We start from the raw sequence: 15,628 nt of genomic DNA, 5'->3' as shown, positions 1-15,628 counted from the left end.
AGACAATCAAGAATACGGAAGACAGCTGTGACGAAAATCGTCGTAGTGACATCGGGCAAGGGCGGCGTCGGCAAGACCACGACGAGCGCCTCGTTCTCCACCGGCCTGGCCGCTCGCGGCAAGAAGACCGTGGTCATCGATTTCGACGTCGGCCTGCGCAACCTCGACCTCATCATGGGTTGCGAGCGTCGCGTGGTGTTCGACTTCGTCAACGTGATCCACGGCGAGGCCAACCTGCGCCAGGCGCTGATCAAGGACAAGACCTACGACAACCTGTTCGTGCTCGCCGCGAGCCAGACACGCGACAAGGACGCGCTGTCCGAGGAGGGTGTCGAAAAGGTGCTCAACGAGCTCGCCAAGGAGTTCGACTACATCGTCTGCGATTCGCCGGCCGGCATCGAGCGCGGCGCGCATCTGGCCATGTACTTCGCCGACGAGGCGCTCGTCGTGACGAACCCGGAAGTCTCGTCGGTGCGCGACTCCGACCGTGTGCTCGGCCTGCTGTCGAGCAAGACCAAGAAGGTCGAGAGCGGCGAAGGCCGCGTCAAGGAACACCTCGTGCTCACGCGCTACAACCCGTTGCGCGTGCAGAAGGGCGAGATGCTGTCGATCGAGGACGTCAAGGACATCCTCGCGATTCCGGTGCTCGGCGTGATTCCCGAATCACCCAGCGTGCTGTCGGCCTCCAACTCGGGCTCGCCGGTCATCAACGACAAGGCCACCGATGCCGGCCAGGCGTATGAGGATCTGGTCGCCCGTTTCCTCGGCGAGGAGCGCCCGCACCGTTTCATCACGGCAGAAAAGAAGGGCCTGCTCAGCAAACTGTTCGGAGGCTGATCCGACATGGCCATCGATTGGATGAAGCTGTTCCGCAGTGAGCAGAAAGCCACTGCGCAAACCGCCAAGGAAAGGCTGCTCGTGGTGGTCTCGCACCAGCGCGCGGGCCGGGCGAACGGGCCGGAATATCTCACGCGCCTGCGTGAAGAGCTGCTCGCGGTCGTGCGCAAATACGTGCCGGTCGACGACTCGGCCGTGCATGTCGACGTCAAGCGCGAGGACGGCGACGAAGTGCTCGCCATGAGCATCACGCTGCCCGAACGCAGCTGAAGCTTTCCAGTTCGCACCGCAAACGAAAAAGCCGGCATTGCTGCCGGCTTTTTCGTTGATGCGCTGCGTCCGAGGTCTTACGCGGCCTTGCCGCGCAGCTCCTTGCGCAGGATCTTGCCGATCGGCGACTTCGGTAGCTCGTTGCGGAACTCGACGACCTTCGGAACCTTGTAGCCGGTCATGTGCTGCTTGCAGTGATTGCGCAGCGCCTCGGCGGTCAGCGCCGGGTCCTTCTTGACGACGACGATCTTCACGGCCTCGCCAGTCTTGTCGTCCGGGATACCGACGCAGGCCACTTCGAGCACGCCGTCGTGCTTGGCGACCACGTCTTCGATCTCGTTCGGGAACACGTTGAAGCCCGAGACGATGATCATGTCCTTCTTGCGATCGACGATGCGCACGAAACCTTCGGCGTCGATCGTGGCGACGTCGCCGGTCCGCAGGAAGCCGTCGGGCGTGAATACCTTGGCGGTTTCTTCCGGGCGGTTCCAGTAGCCGGCCATCACCTGCGGGCCCTTCACGCACAGTTCGCCGGGCTGGCCGAGCGGTACCTCGTTGTTGTCGTCGTCGCGGAACGCCACGTAGGTGGAGCTGATCGGCAGGCCGATCGTGCCGTTCCAGTCCGGCTTGTTGAGGGGGTTGATGCAGACGCCCGGCGAGGTTTCGGTGAGGCCGTAGGCCTCGGACAGCGGTTTGCCGGTGACCTTGGCCCATTTCTCGGCGACCGCCTGTTGCACCGCTGCGCCGCCGCCGAGCGCGCAGCGCAGGCCCGAGAAATCGAGCTCGCCGAAGCCCGGCGTGTTGAGCAAGCCGTTGAACAGCGTGTTGACGCCCGTGAACGCGGTGAAGCGGTGCTTCTTGAGCTCCTTGACGAAGCCCGGCAGGTCGCGCGGATTGGGGATCAGCACGTTCTTGGCGCCGATCGACAGGAACACCAGGCAGTTCGCCGTGAGCGCGAAGATGTGGTACAGCGGCAGTGGCGTGATGATGATTTCCTTGCCCTCGGTGATGTGACCGGTGAGCCAGGCGCGCGCCTGCAGCACGTTGCCGACGATGTTCTTGTGCAGCAGCTGGGCGCCCTTCGAAACGCCCGTGGTGCCGCCGGTGTATTGCAGGAACGCGGTGTCCTCGTGCGTGAGCTTGACGCGGTGGAAGGGCTGCGAGCGGCCCAGAGACAGCGCCTTCTTGAGCGGCACCGTGCCCGGGATGTCCCAGTCCGGCACCATCTTCTTCACGCGCTTGACGACGAAATTGACGATCGCCGACTTCGGGAACGGAGCCAGATCGCCGAGCTGCGTGGTGACGACGGTTTCGACCTTGGTGTTGCCGACCACCTTCTGCAGCGTGGTGCAGAAGTTTTCGACGATCACGATTGCGCGCGCGCCGCTGTCGTTGAGCTGGTGCTCGAGCTCGCGCGCGGTGTAGAGCGGGTTGACGTTGACGACGACGAGCCCGGCGCGCAGCACGCCGAACATCGCCACCGGATACTGCAGCGTGTTCGGCATCATGATCGCCACGCGATCACCCGCGTTGAGCCCGAGCACGTTCTGCAGGTAGCTCGCGAAATCCTGGCTGAGCTTGTCGAGCTCGTCGAAGCTCATGCTCACGCCCATGCACTCGAAGGCGGTCGCGTTGCGGAAGCGGCCGCAGGCCTGTTCGAGGATGTCGACGACCGATTGATAGGTGTTCAGATCGATGTCGGCAGGAACGCCCGGCGCGTAATTCTTGAGCCAGATGCGGTCCTGGGTTGCTGTGGAGGCGGTGTTCTCCGTCATCGCGTGTCCTGTGCCCGTGGGGCTTCTATGTGGTTGTTCGCGGTCGGACCTCGAACAGTCCATACGCTGTCGAAGGTCGAGATTCGCCGATCATAGAAGAACGGAGCGTGAACACCAATTGGCTCGTGGACAGCGCCGGCGTGGCCTCGCGGCGCATGGAGCCGAGCGTCGGATCAGCGTGACTCGAGCCAGCTGCGCAGGTTGCGGTTGCCGGCTTCGGCGTCGAAGCTCGCCTCGGCCTTGTCGAGCAGCTCGGAAACCCGATGCGCGAGCGAGCCGCGCAGGCGCGGGCGCTCGTGCCCGGAGCGCACGGTGCGCCAGAATTCGCCGAGGCGGACCGCGTCGAGATCGCGGGCCGGCAGCAGCAGGCCGCGCGAATCTGCGGTTTCGACCAGATAGCCCGCATCGATCAGCATTTCGGTCACGTGGGTGACGTGCTCGGGCGGCGCGTCGATGGCGTCGATCAGGTCGTCCTGCGCGAGGCCGGGCTTGGCGTCGGCGAAGCGCTCGGCGACCAGCGTCATGATCATGAGGCTCAGGAATTCGAGCTCGCGTGCGGCGATCTGCTGCTGGCGTACGGCCGGGGCCAAGTGCCGAGGGTTCTGCACGTAGAACGCGAGCTGGCAGCCGATCAGCAGGATCAGCCAGCCCACGTGCAGCCAGATCAGCAGAAAAATCACGATCGCGAAGCCCGAGTAGATCGCGTTGTAGTTGCCGGCATTGGCGACGAACGAGGCGAACAGCACGCTGCTGGTCTGCCACAGCAGGCCGGCCGCGAGCCCGCCGACCAGCGCGGCCTTCCATTGCACGCGCGTGTAGACGAGGAACATGTACATGAAGCTGAAGAGCCCGACGATGATCACGTACGGAATCAGCCGCCCGACCAGGTAGATGAGCCCGCCGAAAGGCTCGATCGCGGCGATCTGCGAGACCAGCGAGCTGTTGAGGATCGTCGCGGTGAGCCCGAGCGCCGAGAACACCAGCACCGGCCCGACCATCAGCACGCCGAAGTATTCGCCGATGCGCTGGGCGATCGGCCGCGAGCGCTCGATGCGCCAGATGTAGTTGAAGCTCGTCTCCACTTTCTGGATCAGCGAAATCGCGGTGTAGAACAGCAGCGCCACGCCGACCGAGCCGAGCACGCCGACCTGGATCTTCTCGACGAAAGTGACGACGTTGGTCGCGATCTCGGTGCCGCGCGGCCCTAGCGGGCGCAGGAATTCGATCAGCACCGGCTCCAGGCTGTTGTGGGCCCCGAGCGCCTTGAGCACCGAAAAGCCGAGCGCCAGCAGCGGCACCACCGACAGCAGCGTGGTGTAGACCAGGCTCACGGCGCGCAGCGAGAGCTGGCCTTCGGCGAGGTCGCGCACGATCGCGAACAGGTAGCGGCCCACGCGCACGAGCATGCGCTGCGAACGCGTGAGCGCCGCTTGTTCCTCCCAGAGCTTGGCCTTGAGACGGTTCAGCAGCGCCTGGTTCATGCGGCTATTCCTCCGGTTTGCTTCCGATTCCGTTCGGACGAACGGTCGTGCCGCTCGCTTGACTTTGTTGCAACGCACAAATAGATTTTCGCCATGCCTTGTTGCAGTGCAGCAAGGCGCTCGGCCGACTGTAGCGCCGGGCGACCCTTTAAACCACTTTTCATCAACGTTCGCCGCGTCTTCGGGCCCGGCGTCTTTTCAAGGAGTGCAGCAATGAGCGTCCAGGCGATTGTCAACGATGTCAAAGGCCGCGTTGAACCCTACGTGGCCAAGGGCCAGCACGTCGTGACGGTGTCGGTCGATACCTTCAAGAAGGCGACTCCGATCGTCGTCGACGGCGTGCAGTCGCTCGTGCAGACGCAGATCGAAGCCGGCAAGGATCTGTTCGCGGCCGTGCAGGGCAGCTTCGAGAAGGCCAAGACCGCCGGCATCAAGGCCGTCGCCGCCTCGCCGATCGAGTACCTGCCGGAAGGCCGCGAGCGCGTGCTCTCGGCCTACAACGACAGCGTCGTGCTCGTGAGCAAGACCAGCGACGAGATCGTCAAGCTCGTCAAGAGCAGCTTCGCGACGGTCGACGGCCAGCCCAAGAAGGCGGCCCCGCGCAAGACCGCTGCGAAGAAGGCGACCAAAAAGGCGACCAAGAAGGCGGCCTGAGTCCCTGATCGCTCCGCGGTACGCGAGAGCCGAAGCGCGAGCTTCGGCTCTTTTCGTTTGTGGCGACTGCGGGCTTCGGGGCTTTGTTTTAGGCTGGCGGAATCATGATCGCCGCCGACTCTTCATCCGCCGCCCGGGCGCACGGCCTCGTCGTGCCGAGCCGCTTCGAGCCGCACCCGCTGCTGCCGGGTGCGCATCTGCAAACCATCGCGCCGGCCTTCGTCCGCCCGCGTGTCGAACTCGCGATGCGCGTCGAGCGGCTCGACACTCCCGACGACGATTTCGTCGACATCGGCTGGGTCGGCGAACACAACTCCGGCGGGCCGATCGCGACGCTGGTCCACGGGCTCGGCGGCGGCTTCGAATCGCAATACCTGCGCGGCCTCGCGCGCCGGCTCGGCTCGCTCGGCTGGCGCGTCGCCCTGTTGCAGCTGCGCGGCGGCGGCGAGCAGCCGAACAAGCTGCCGCGCAGTTATCACCACGGCGACACCGTCGACCTGCGCTGGCTCTGGCATCGTCTGCGCGGGCGCGAGCCGCAGACGCCGATCGCGGCCGTCGGCTGGTCGCTCGGCGGCAATCTGCTGTTGCGGGCCTTGCATGAAGAAGGCGCCAACGCGCCGGTCTCGCTTGCGGTGGCGGCGAGCGTTCCGTTCAAGCTGCGCGATTGCGCCGAGCACATGAATCGCGGCTTCGCGCGCGTCTACCAGCATCACCTGCTGAGCGGGCTGCGGCAGATCGTGCGGCGCAAGCTCGCGGCCGGACCGCTGCCGGCGTCGGTGAACGTGCGGCAGGCGCTGTCGGCGCGCAGCTTCTTCGAATTCGACGACGCCTTCACCGCCCCGCTCAATGGCTTTCGCAATGCGACCGACTATTACGAGCGCACGAGCTGCGGCGCCATCGTCCATGACATCCGCGTGCCGACGCTGATCGTGCAGGCCGAGGACGACCCGTTCATGAGCCCCGGCTGCATTCCGGCGGCCAGCGCGCTCGCCCCGCAAGTGACGCTCGAAGTCTCGGCGAGCGGCGGGCATGTCGGCTTCGTCGGACTGGGCCGCTGGGGGCAACTCGACTGGTGGCTGGAGCAGCGCATCGCCGCGCATCTGCAAGCTGCGCTCGGCCGCGACGAGCTTGCCATGGGCTGGGTCGACGGCGCGGCCGCGTAGGCCGCAGTGGATGGCGTCAACGCGGCAGCGCGCGCCGGCCTTGCTTGCGCCTGAGCAGATACCGTTGCAGGCGGAACACCGCGCGGCTGATCGCCGAGTCGTGCAGCGGCGACAGCGCGGTGAATTCCATGCCCAGGCGCGTCGAGGCCGAATCGCCGCCGCAGTGGCGCACGGTGACTTCGGTTTCGATCGGGGCGTCTTCGAGCACGAGCCGGCAACGCAGCCGGGTGCCGCGCGGCAGCTCGATCTCGCCCGAGAGCCGGGCCGACATGCCGATGCGCGACAGGTCGAGCACGATCGCGCCCGCGGCCTCGCCGTCGTCGCCGAGCAGGGTCGCGGCGATCCAGTTCGGATCCGGCACCGGCACGCGAAAAGCGGCGCGACGCTGGGCGTCGGCGCTCACGTCGGTCTGGCGGTCGGGCGGGGCGGGGGACACGGCATCTGCGGCTCGGTGGACTCGGGTCTGCAGGCTATCGGCAGGCGGCTGCCGAACTTCAGCGCCGGGCTCGTCCCGCGGCCTTGACCGGCTCGCCAGCCGCCGCTGGCTGAACCGCGCCTATGCCCGTCACGGTCGGGCGCTTACCATCGCCGGCTTATGGCCTATCGACTGTCCGCGCCCCTTTCCGACGCTCTCGGCAGACGTGCCGAAGAGATCTCGCGCCGTGTGCGCAGCGGCGAACTGACGGTGGCGCGGGCCGACGAGGTCGGCGAGCTCATCTGCGACCTGACCGATTACCTGCTGCGCTACAACTTCATGCGCCCGGCCGAAGCCTTCAAGCTCGGCCTGGCCTCGCGCGGCATGATCGACCTGGGCATTCGCAGCACCATCAAGACGATCCGCATGGCGGTCAAGCAGACGCTGCCGAGACTGAACCCCGAGCAGTTCAAGCAGGTGGCGGATTACATCGACGACGTTCTGCAAAAGAGCTGAGCGCAGAGGAGAGACATGACGGCAACCGCCATTGACAGCGCGAACGATCGCGTCCGCTTCACCGACCTGGTCCGCAGCGCGGTGCGCATGCTGCCCGAGTTTCCGATGGTGGCGCGCGGGCTGCTGCGCCTGTCCACGCTCAAGCCTGCCAAACGCGGTTCGATCGGCTCGCTGATCGAAGGCCATGCGAAGCGGCGGCCGCAGTCGCTCGCGCTGCGCTTCGAAGACCGCGAGTGGACCTACGCGCAGTTCAACGCGCAAGCCAATCGCATCGCGCACGTGCTGCAGGATCACGGCATCGGCGCCGGCGATGCGGTGGCGATCCTCATGGAGAACCGCGCCGAAGTGCTCATCATCGTCGCGGCCGTGCTCAAGCTCGGCGCCGTCGCCGGCATGCTCAATCATCAGCAGCGTGGCGACGTGCTCTCGCACAGCATCAGGCTCACGCAGGCCAAGCTCATCATCGTCGGGCAGGAAAGCGGCGATGCGCTCGCAAGCACCGCGTTTGCGCCGGGTCATGACGCGATGGCCTTCTTCTGGGAAGGCGATGGTGCGGCTCCGCAGGGCTTCACCGCCCTGCGTCCGCTCGCCGAGACAGCCTCGGCCGAGAACCTGCCGCAGACCGCGCAGATCCTGCTGAAGTCGCCGGCCTTCTACATCTTCACCTCGGGCACCACGGGCCTGCCGAAAGCCTCGGTAATGACGCATTTCCGCTGGATACGCGGCATGGCGGGCCTGTCCGAATCGGCCGTGCGCCTGCGCGCCGACGACGTGCTGTATTGCTGCCTGCCGCTGTATCACAACAACGCGCTGACGGTGTCTTGGGGCGCGGTGCTCGCCAATGGCGCGGGTTTCGCGCTCGGTCGCAAGTTCAGTGCCTCGCGCTTCTGGGACGAGATCCGAGCGAACCACGCGACGAGCTTCTGCTACATCGGCGAACTCTGCCGCTATCTGCTGAATCGTCCGGCGAACGAACACGATCGCGATCATGCGGTGCGCGTGATCGTCGGCAACGGTCTGCGCCCCGAAATCTGGGACGATTTCCAGCAGCGCTTCGGCATCGATCGCATCGTCGAGTTCTATGGCGCGAGCGAGGCGAATCTCGCTTTCGTGAATGCCTGGGGGCTCAAGCGCACCGCAGGCTACTGTCCGCTGTCGCATGCGATCGTCGAGTTCGATGCGGACGAGGAAGCGCCCGCGCGCGATGCGCAAGGCCGGCTCAAGCGCGTCGCCAAAGGCGGCGTCGGTCTGCTGATCGGCGAAGTCACCAAGAAAACCCCGTTCGACGGCTACACCGATCGCAAGGCCAGCGAGGCCAAGCTGCTGCGCAACGTGTTCGTCGAGGGCGATTGCTGGTTCAACTCGGGCGATCTGGTTCGCGACCAGGGCTACAAGCACATCCAGTTCGTCGATCGCGTCGGCGACACCTTCCGCTGGAAGGGCGAAAACGTCGCCACCACCGAAGTCGAAGCGGCGCTGTGCGCGAGCGGCGACATCGAAGAAGCCGTGGTCTACGGCGTGCAGATTCCGGGCATGGATGGGCGCGCCGGCATGGCCTCGCTGAGCGTCAACGGTGGCGCATTCGATGGTGTTGCGCTTGCGAGCGCGCTACGCCAGAAGTTGCCGCAATACGCAGTGCCGGTGTTCCTGCGCCTGCGACAGGGCCAGGAAACGACCTCGACGTTCAAGCATCGCAAGGTCGATCTCAAGCGTGACGGTTTCGATCCGGCGCGCGTGCGGGATCCGCTTTACGTGCTCGAGCAGAATGGCTACGTGCCATTGACGACTGACACATTCAAAGCGATACAAAACGGCCACGCGCGACTCTGAACGAGGCTGTCGGATTCGGTTGACTGCGCCGCCGCACGGTGTGGTGGCGCAGCCAAGGTTCAAGCGAAATCGCCATGCGACTCTTCGCCGCATCATCGGCGGGGAGTCGTCAAATGAAAGTCAATATCGAGGTCGAACGCAGCGTCAAGGTCGAGCTGCCGGCAGAGCAGGTGCGCAAGCTGTTCGACGATCTGGAAACCACCATCGGCCGGTTTCCGAAGCTCAAGCGCCTGAACAAGCTGGGCCCGGATCAATACGTCTGGGAGCTCAACACGATCGGCTCGCGCATCGCCAAGATCGCGCACGACGTGACCTACGGCGCGCACTACAAGCGCAGCAGCGACGGCAAGGAAGTGTCGTGGACGCCGCTCGCCGGCAAGGGCAACGCCGACATCAGCGGCGCGTTCCGCGTGAGCGACAGCGGTAGCGGCAGCGAGATCCGCTTCAAGGTCAAGGGCGAGCTGCGCGACGTGCCGGTTCCGCTGATCTATCGGCTCGCCGCTCCGCCGTTCATCCAGGGCAAGTTCATCGCGCTCGTCGACACCTTTCTGGAGCGCACGCGCGATGCGGTGGTCCAGCAGGTTTCCGAAGAAGCACCGAAGAAGAAAGCCGCTCGCAAGACGGCCTAGTCGTTCGCGGTCCGGCGACACGACGTTCGCTTTTCATGGAGAAGAACATGCAGAACGCCAAGGGCAACGCGGCCCAGACCGCGATGGGATTGGGGCTGCGCGTGCTCAATCGCTTCGCCGGCCTGTCGATCGTCGATCAGCTCGGCCTGCGCAAGCCGGCGGAAAAATTCCTGCACCGTGCGAGCAAGACCGGCTTTGCGCTTGCGATGGCCGGCGCGCGCCAGTTCAAGGCGACGCAGAAGCTCATCAGTCCTCAGCGTTTGCCGAGGGCATCCAAGCCCGAGCTGTTCGATCTGACGCCCAGCGAAGAGCAGGAGATGCTCCGCGAGGCGGCGCGCAGCTTCGCGATCGAACAATTGCTGCCGGCCGCACAGGCGGCGGATACGAATGCGCAGGCGCCGGCCGAACTGCTCGCGCAGGCCGGCGATCTCGGCATCTCACTGCTCGGCGTGCCCGAGTCGCTCGGCGGCGCGGGCAGCGAACGCTCGGTGCTCACCAATGTGCTCGTCGGCGAAGCACTCGCGCAGGGCGATCTGAGTCTGGCCGTTGCCTGTCTCGCCCCGAGCGCGGTCAGCACGGCGCTCACGTTGTGGGGCGACGCGCAGCAGCAAGCCACCTACCTGCCGGCGTTCACGGGCGACAAGCCGCCGGTCGCGGCGCTCGCGGTGCTCGAGGCGCGGCCCTTGTTCGATGCGTTCTCGCTCGCGACGAAGGCGCGCCGCAGCGACGGCGGCTTCGTGCTCGATGGCGCAAAAGCGCTCGTGCCACGTGCGGCCGAAGCCGAGCTGTTCATCGTCGCGGCCGAACTCGATGGAACGCCGGCGCTGTTCATCATCGAAAGCAACGCGCAAGGTTTGAGCGCCAAGGCCGATCCGGCGATGGGCCTGCGCGCCGCCTCGACGGCGACGCTCAGCTTGAGCAATGTGAAGCTGCCCGCGACCGCCCTGATCGCCGAAGGCTCGGCCGAGGTCTACGCCGAATGTATCGCGCTCTCGCGACTGGCCTGGTGCGCGCTCGCGGTCGGCACGGGCCAGGCCGTGCTCGATTACCTGATTCCCTACGTCAACGATCGCGTCGCCTTCGGCGAGCCGATCAGCCATCGCCAGGCGGTCGCGTTCGCGGTCGCCAACGTCGGCATCGAACTCGAAGGCATGCGCCTGCTCACGTATCGCGCGGCGAGTCGCGCCGAGCAGGGCGCCGATTACGCGCGACAGGTTGCGCTCGCGCGCCGGGCCTGCATCGACAAGGGCATGCTGATCGGCTCCGAAGGCGTGCAGCTGCTCGGCGGACACGGCTTCATCAAGGAGCATCCGGTCGAGCGCTGGTATCGCGACCTGCGTGCGGTCGGCGTCATGGAAGGCGTGCTGCTCGTCTGATGTGCTGCGTGCTAAGGACTCGAACATGATCAATCTCGAACCCCCGAAGAAATTCCGCGCCCTGACCGATCAGGCGCATCTCGTCGCGACCGAAATCTTCCGCGCCAATTCGCGCAAGTACGATCGCGCCGAACACGCGTATCCGAAAGAGCTCGACATGCTCGCCTCGCTGATGGACGGCATGGAAGAAGCCGGCGCGCGCGGTGGTGCGGGCGCCTCGGGCGTGCGCCGCGAAGCGAGCGCGGACCAGGAAAACAAGAACGGCTCGAACCTGTCGACCTGCCTCGGCATCATGGAACTCTGCTGGGGCGACGTCGGCCTGCTGCTCGCGATGCCGCGCCAGGGGCTCGGCAATTCGGCGATCGCGAGCGTGGCGAACGAAGAGCAGCTGCAGCGCTTCGCGGGTCGCTGGGCCGCGATGGCGATCACCGAGCCGGGCTGCGGATCGGATTCCGCGAACATCCGCACGACCGCGGTGCTCGACGGCGATCACTACGTGCTCAATGGCGAGAAGATCTACGTGACGAGCGGTGACCGCGCCGATCTCGTCGTGGTCTGGGCCACGCTCGATCGCAGCAAGGGACGTGCGGCGATCAAGAGCTTCGTCGTCGAAAAGGGCACGCCGGGCTTCGAACTCGTGCGGCTCGAACACAAGCTCGGCATTCGCGCATCGGACACCGCGGCCTTCGTGCTCAAGGACTGCCGCGTGCCGAAGGAAAACCTGCTCGGCGACCCGGAGGTCAATGTCGAAAAGGGCTTCGCGGGCGTGATGCAGACTTTCGACAACACGCGTCCGCTGGTGGCCTCGATGGCCGTCGGGCTCACGCGCGCCTGCCTCGAAGAGACCGCCAAGCAGCTCAAGCGAGCGGGTCTCGAAGTCGATTACGCCAAGCCGGCGCTGAACCAGCCGGCCGCCGCCGCGGCGCTGCTCGCGCTCGAAGCCGACTACGAGGCCGCGCGCCTGCTGACTTTGCAGGCCGCCTGGATGGCCGACAACCGCAAGCCCAATTCACTGCAGGCCTCGATGGCCAAGGCCAAGGCCGGGCGCACCTGCGTCGACGTCGCGCTCAAGTGCGTCGAGATCTGCGGGACGATCGGCTACAGCGAAAACGACCTGCTCGAGAAGTGGGCGCGCGACGCCAAGATTCTCGACATCTTCGAAGGTACGCAGCAGATCCAGTTGCTGATCGTCGCGCGCCGGCTGCTCGGCAAGAGTTCGGCCGAGCTCAAGTAGCGCGGACGCCGGCTCGGCGCGAGTACGGCAACGAAAAGCCCCGCTTTCGCGGGGCTTTTTCGTGAGGCCGGCGGATCAGGCCGCGGCGCTGTAGACGCGGTTCAGGCTGTCGATCTGCTTCAGGTACTGGCGGTTGTCGTGCATCCACGGGTGGAAGCTCGGGCGGAAGTAGTCGAGCCAGGGCAGCACGATCGCGCGCAGGGATCCGGGCTTGAAGAACAGGAAGTTCACGAGGCGGCCCCAGCCGCGCAGCCCGCGTGCCTTCGGATCGGCCTTGATGATCTTGACGTGGAAGAAGAACACCAGCGGCAGGAAGATGAAGGTCGTCGCGACGAGCAGGAAGCAGCGGCGCAGCCAGGCCGTGAAGCCGCGGCCGAAAACTTGTTCGTAGACGTCGTAGGCGACGGCCTTGTGCTCGGTCTCCTCGAGCGCGTGCCAGCGCCAGAGGTCGGCCATGCGCGGGTTGGCGTCGGCCAGCACTTCGGGCTTGGACAGCAGCACGTTGGCGAGAATCGCGGTGAAGTGTTCGAGCGCCAGAGTCACGCCGAGCTGCCAACTCGTCGGAATGCGCGCCTTCACGCGTTCGAGCAGGCGGCCGACGAATTTGTCGAGCTGCGTGGCCGGCAGGCTGGCCTGATCCATGAGCTTGTTGAAGTCGACGTGCTCGCGGCCGTGCATGGCTTCCTGGCCGATGAAGCCCGAGATCGCCTGCTGCAGGGCCGGATCGGTGATCTGGCCGCGGTACTGGCGCACGCTGTGGATGAAAAAGCGCTCGCCCTCGGGGAAGAACAGCGAGAGTGCGTTGAAGAAGTGGCTGACGTGCGGACCCAGCGGGTGCCACTGACCGATGTCTTCGGGCTTGAGCTGGTTCGGCAGATCGAAGTCGAGATCGCGGCGGACAGGCTGCATGGCGCGGCTCCAATGAAATAGTGCCATCAAACGATGTCACAGTCATTTTGGTACGTCAACACCCGCCAGCGAGCCGGTATGATTTCGTCCTTATGTCGTCCTCCCAGAACAGCTCCGACCCCCAGTCCCGCTCGGCCGCCCAGCAGGCCGCCGAATATTCGATCGACGAACTCGCCCGCGCCGCCAGCACCACGGTGCGCAACGTGCGCGCCTACCAGGACCGCGGCCTGCTGCCGCCGCCCGAACGGCGCGGCCGCATCGGCGTGTACGGTCAGGCACATCTGTCGCGGCTGCGCATCATCGGCCAGCTGCTCACGCGCGGTTACACGCTCGCGAGCATCGGCGAACTCATCGCGGCCTGGGAAAGCGGCAGCGATCTGGCCGGCCTGCTGGGTCTCGAATCGGCCGTCGCGAGCCCCTGGGGCGACGAGGAGCCGGCCTGGTACACGCTGCCCGAACTGATCGGGCTGTTCGGTGGCCGCTTCGACCCGCGCTGGCTCGCGCAGGCCTCGTCGCTCGGCATCCTCGAACTCGACGGCGTGCGCTTCCGCTGTCCGAGCCCGCGCCTGCTGCAGGCCGGCGCCGAACTCGTGAAGATCGGCATTCCGCTCGACGACATGCTCGACGTGCTCGCCAAGCTGCGCGCGAACGTCGAGGCCGCCTCGGACCAGATGGTCAGGCTCATTGAGCGCCACCTGTTCGAGCAATACGGTCCGGGCCTGCCGCCGGCTGCCGAAGCACCGAATCTGGGTTCGATCATCTGGCGCCTGCGCCCGCTGGTTGAAACCGCGGTGCATTCCGAGGTCGCCCGTGCGATGGAGCGCGCGGCGAACCGGCATCTCGGCGATCGCCTCGCGCATGTGCTCGACGAGTTCGAAAAACAGCGCAACGCCGGCGGCGAAGCTCCCACGGCTCTGCCGCTGCCTCCGTTGAACTAGCGGTCAGCCGGCGCCGCGCGCGGTCAGCACCGCGCGGAAGATCGTCAGCGCGCTCGACACCACGTCGTCGATGGGCTGCGCGTAGCCCTGCAGGCTCCAGGTCATGGCGATGAACACCACCGAGCCGACCAGGCCGGCGGTCAGCATCTGCTCCTCGTGCGGCTCGATGCGCACGTTCAGCGCGAGGGCCATCGTGCGGATGATGCGCGCGAAATCGTCGATCGCGGTCTGCGTGAGCCGCGTGACTTCCGGGCTCACGCCGAGCACCTCGAACAGCAGAATCCGGGCGACGTTCGGGTCGGCCCGCAGGGCGGCGAAGAACTCGTGCAGGCCCAGGCGCACGATCTCCTCGGGATTCTTCAGCCGCGAGGTCATCAGCGTGGCCGCGATCTGCCGCTGCAACTGCTCGACGAGATGCGAATACACCGCCCCGAGCAGGGCTTCGCGATCACCGAAGGCCTCGTAGAAATAGCGCTCCGTGAGTCCGGCCTCGGCGCTGACCGAGCGCACCGTCGTCGCGCGATAACCGTCGCGTCCGATCACCTTGATGCCGGCGTCGATGAGCTTGAGGCGGCGCTCGTCGCGTCGCTGGTCGGCGCTGGTTCCGCGATAGGCGCGGCCACTCGGGGCGGGGGTTGGCTCGGGTGGTTTCGACATGCGCCGAATATTGACATCCGTTGTTGTCACATTCAAAGTTGACATCGATCGATGTCAAGTTGCCATTATTTATAAGTGGGGAGAACGATGAAGCATTTTTCGGGCAAGGTCGCGGCCATCACGGGTGCCGCCTCGGGCATGGGCCGGCAACTCGCGATCCGTTTGGCCGAGCGCGGCTGCCATGTCGCGATCAGCGACGTCAACGCGGCCGAACTCGAGATCACCGCCGAGCGGGCCCGCGCCTACGGCGTGCGTGTGAGCACGCGCGTGCTCGACGTCTCCGACCGCGCCGCGATGCAGGCCTGGGCCGACGACACCGCGGCCGAGCACGGCAAGGTCAACCTGATCTTCAACAATGCCGGCGTCGCGCTGTCCTCGACCATGGAAGGCGTCCGCTACGAGGACTTCGAGTGGATCATGGGCATCAATTTCTGGGGCGTGGTCTACGGCACCAAGGCCTTCATGCCGTATCTGAAGGCTGCCGGCGAAGGACATGTAATCAACACGTCCAGCGTGTTCGGTCTGTGTTCGCAGCCCGGCATGGGCGGCTACAACGCGAGCAAGTTCGCGGTGCGCGGCTTCACCGAATCACTGCGCCAGGAGCTCGATCTGCAGCGCTGCGGCGTCAGTGCGACGAGCGTGCATCCGGGCGGCATCAAGACCAACATCGCGCGCGCCGGCCGCGTGGACAGGAATATCGAAGGCCTGCTCGTGAAGGACTCGACCAAGGGCGCCGCGCAGTTCGAGAAGCTGTTCATCACCACGGCCGATTCGGCCGCGCTGACAATCCTCAAGGCCGTGCAGCGCGACGCGCGCCGTGTGCTCGTGGGCCCGGACGCGCGCCTGATCGACTGGATGGTGCGATGGTTCCCGAGCTTCTATCAGGTCATCGTCGCGTTCATGACCAAGCGCTTCATGCGCAAGGTTTGACCGGTTCAGAGGCA

At 65.9% G+C, this 15,628-nt stretch carries 16 protein-coding genes; 11 read left to right on the top strand and 5 right to left on the bottom strand.

Annotated elements, in window-relative coordinates; genetic code table 11:
* The first annotated feature begins 27 nt into the window (after positions 1-27).
* Both minD and minE read left to right on the top strand, forming a co-directional pair.
* Positions 28-837, top strand: a complete 810-nt coding sequence (minD, locus tag AC3WUM_RS05840) for a septum site-determining protein MinD (RefSeq protein ID WP_492409261.1) — start codon at positions 28-30, stop codon at positions 835-837.
* Positions 838-843: 6 nt separating this feature from the next.
* Positions 844-1,107: a cell division topological specificity factor MinE gene (gene minE / locus AC3WUM_RS05835; protein ID WP_492409260.1), complete on the top strand. Its 264-nt coding sequence runs from the start codon at positions 844-846 to the stop codon at positions 1,105-1,107.
* A gap of 77 nt (positions 1,108-1,184) precedes the next feature.
* Here the strand turns inward: minE and AC3WUM_RS05830 are convergent, their stop codons facing one another.
* Together AC3WUM_RS05830 and AC3WUM_RS05825 are read right to left on the bottom strand one after the other, a co-directional pair.
* Positions 1,185-2,882 (bottom strand): AMP-binding protein, encoded by a 1,698-nt coding sequence (locus tag AC3WUM_RS05830; protein WP_492409259.1) that lies wholly within the window; start codon positions 2,880-2,882, stop codon positions 1,185-1,187.
* 173 nt (positions 2,883-3,055) lie between these two features.
* Positions 3,056-4,363, bottom strand: a complete 1,308-nt coding sequence (locus AC3WUM_RS05825; protein ID WP_492409258.1) for a YihY/virulence factor BrkB family protein — start codon at positions 4,361-4,363, stop codon at positions 3,056-3,058.
* Positions 4,364-4,576: 213 nt separating this feature from the next.
* Here AC3WUM_RS05825 and AC3WUM_RS05820 point away from each other — a divergent pair, with 213 nt between their 5' ends.
* Both AC3WUM_RS05820 and AC3WUM_RS05815 read left to right on the top strand, forming a co-directional pair.
* Positions 4,577-5,017: a phasin family protein gene (locus AC3WUM_RS05820; RefSeq protein ID WP_492409257.1), complete on the top strand. Its 441-nt coding sequence runs from the start codon at positions 4,577-4,579 to the stop codon at positions 5,015-5,017.
* Between the two features lie 104 nt (positions 5,018-5,121).
* Entirely contained in the window at positions 5,122-6,180 is a 1,059-nt protein-coding gene (locus AC3WUM_RS05815; RefSeq protein ID WP_492409256.1) for a hydrolase, read from the top strand.
* Positions 6,181-6,196: 16 nt separating this feature from the next.
* Here AC3WUM_RS05815 and AC3WUM_RS05810 read toward each other — a convergent pair whose 3' ends face one another.
* Positions 6,197-6,616, bottom strand: coding sequence for a flagellar brake protein (locus AC3WUM_RS05810; protein WP_492409255.1), 420 nt, complete (start codon positions 6,614-6,616; stop codon positions 6,197-6,199).
* Positions 6,617-6,775: 159 nt separating this feature from the next.
* Between AC3WUM_RS05810 and AC3WUM_RS05805 the strand changes: the two genes are divergently transcribed.
* The 5 genes from AC3WUM_RS05805 (at position 6,776) to AC3WUM_RS05785 (ending at position 12,180) form a co-directional block, all read left to right on the top strand.
* Positions 6,776-7,111 carry a hypothetical protein gene (locus tag AC3WUM_RS05805; RefSeq protein WP_492409254.1) on the top strand — a complete coding sequence of 112 codons (336 nt, stop codon included), beginning with the start codon at positions 6,776-6,778 and terminating at the stop codon, positions 7,109-7,111.
* 15 nt (positions 7,112-7,126) lie between these two features.
* Entirely contained in the window at positions 7,127-8,941 is a 1,815-nt protein-coding gene (locus AC3WUM_RS05800; RefSeq protein ID WP_492409253.1) for a long-chain-acyl-CoA synthetase, read from the top strand.
* A gap of 113 nt (positions 8,942-9,054) precedes the next feature.
* The gene (locus AC3WUM_RS05795; RefSeq protein ID WP_492409252.1) at positions 9,055-9,570 is read left to right on the top strand and encodes an SRPBCC family protein; all 516 of its coding nucleotides are present in this window, start codon (positions 9,055-9,057) and stop codon (positions 9,568-9,570) included.
* Between the two features lie 47 nt (positions 9,571-9,617).
* Positions 9,618-10,946, top strand: coding sequence for an acyl-CoA dehydrogenase family protein (locus AC3WUM_RS05790; protein ID WP_492409251.1), 1,329 nt, complete (start codon positions 9,618-9,620; stop codon positions 10,944-10,946).
* A 25-nt stretch (positions 10,947-10,971) separates the two neighbouring features.
* Complete coding sequence (locus AC3WUM_RS05785) at positions 10,972-12,180, top strand: acyl-CoA dehydrogenase family protein (protein ID WP_492409250.1); 1,209 nt, start codon at positions 10,972-10,974, stop codon at positions 12,178-12,180.
* A 75-nt stretch (positions 12,181-12,255) separates the two neighbouring features.
* On the opposite strand, the gene AC3WUM_RS05780 is transcribed toward AC3WUM_RS05785, so the two are convergent.
* The gene (locus tag AC3WUM_RS05780) at positions 12,256-13,089 is read right to left on the bottom strand and encodes a metal-dependent hydrolase (RefSeq protein ID WP_492409249.1); all 834 of its coding nucleotides are present in this window, start codon (positions 13,087-13,089) and stop codon (positions 12,256-12,258) included.
* A 92-nt stretch (positions 13,090-13,181) separates the two neighbouring features.
* On the opposite strand from AC3WUM_RS05780, the gene AC3WUM_RS05775 reads away from it, so the two are divergent.
* Entirely contained in the window at positions 13,182-14,027 is an 846-nt protein-coding gene (locus AC3WUM_RS05775; protein ID WP_492409248.1) for a MerR family transcriptional regulator, read from the top strand.
* Between the two features lie 3 nt (positions 14,028-14,030).
* On the opposite strand, the gene AC3WUM_RS05770 is transcribed toward AC3WUM_RS05775, so the two are convergent.
* On the bottom strand, positions 14,031-14,684 hold the full coding sequence (locus AC3WUM_RS05770; RefSeq protein ID WP_492409247.1) for a TetR/AcrR family transcriptional regulator: 654 nt from the start codon (positions 14,682-14,684) through the stop codon (positions 14,031-14,033).
* An 87-nt stretch (positions 14,685-14,771) separates the two neighbouring features.
* On the opposite strand from AC3WUM_RS05770, the gene AC3WUM_RS05765 reads away from it, so the two are divergent.
* The gene (locus tag AC3WUM_RS05765; protein WP_492409246.1) at positions 14,772-15,614 is read left to right on the top strand and encodes an SDR family NAD(P)-dependent oxidoreductase; all 843 of its coding nucleotides are present in this window, start codon (positions 14,772-14,774) and stop codon (positions 15,612-15,614) included.
* The last annotated feature ends 14 nt before the right edge of the window (positions 15,615-15,628 follow it).

This window comes from Hydrocarboniphaga sp. FW305-C-57, assembly GCF_058783045.1.
This window is presented reverse-complemented; position numbering and strand designations above follow the sequence as displayed.

Bases quoted from the DNA above. Each gene is read 5' to 3' on its own strand.
- AC3WUM_RS05770 (WP_492409247.1), bottom strand. From the start codon at position 14,684: ATGTCGAAACCACCCGAGCCAACCCCCGCCCCGAGTGGCCGCGCCTAT.
- AC3WUM_RS05800 (WP_492409253.1), top strand. From the start codon at position 7,127: ATGACGGCAACCGCCATTGACAGCGCGAACGATCGCGTCCGCTTCACC.
- AC3WUM_RS05765 (WP_492409246.1), top strand. From the start codon at position 14,772: ATGAAGCATTTTTCGGGCAAGGTCGCGGCCATCACGGGTGCCGCCTCG.
- AC3WUM_RS05785 (WP_492409250.1), top strand. From the start codon at position 10,972: ATGATCAATCTCGAACCCCCGAAGAAATTCCGCGCCCTGACCGATCAG.
- AC3WUM_RS05815 (WP_492409256.1), top strand. From the start codon at position 5,122: ATGATCGCCGCCGACTCTTCATCCGCCGCCCGGGCGCACGGCCTCGTC.
- AC3WUM_RS05830 (WP_492409259.1), bottom strand. From the start codon at position 2,882: ATGACGGAGAACACCGCCTCCACAGCAACCCAGGACCGCATCTGGCTC.
- AC3WUM_RS05795 (WP_492409252.1), top strand. From the start codon at position 9,055: ATGAAAGTCAATATCGAGGTCGAACGCAGCGTCAAGGTCGAGCTGCCG.
- AC3WUM_RS05780 (WP_492409249.1), bottom strand. From the start codon at position 13,089: ATGCAGCCTGTCCGCCGCGATCTCGACTTCGATCTGCCGAACCAGCTC.
- minE (WP_492409260.1), top strand. From the start codon at position 844: ATGGCCATCGATTGGATGAAGCTGTTCCGCAGTGAGCAGAAAGCCACT.
- AC3WUM_RS05825 (WP_492409258.1), bottom strand. From the start codon at position 4,363: ATGAACCAGGCGCTGCTGAACCGTCTCAAGGCCAAGCTCTGGGAGGAA.
- AC3WUM_RS05775 (WP_492409248.1), top strand. From the start codon at position 13,182: ATGTCGTCCTCCCAGAACAGCTCCGACCCCCAGTCCCGCTCGGCCGCC.
- AC3WUM_RS05820 (WP_492409257.1), top strand. From the start codon at position 4,577: ATGAGCGTCCAGGCGATTGTCAACGATGTCAAAGGCCGCGTTGAACCC.
- AC3WUM_RS05805 (WP_492409254.1), top strand. From the start codon at position 6,776: ATGGCCTATCGACTGTCCGCGCCCCTTTCCGACGCTCTCGGCAGACGT.
- AC3WUM_RS05790 (WP_492409251.1), top strand. From the start codon at position 9,618: ATGCAGAACGCCAAGGGCAACGCGGCCCAGACCGCGATGGGATTGGGG.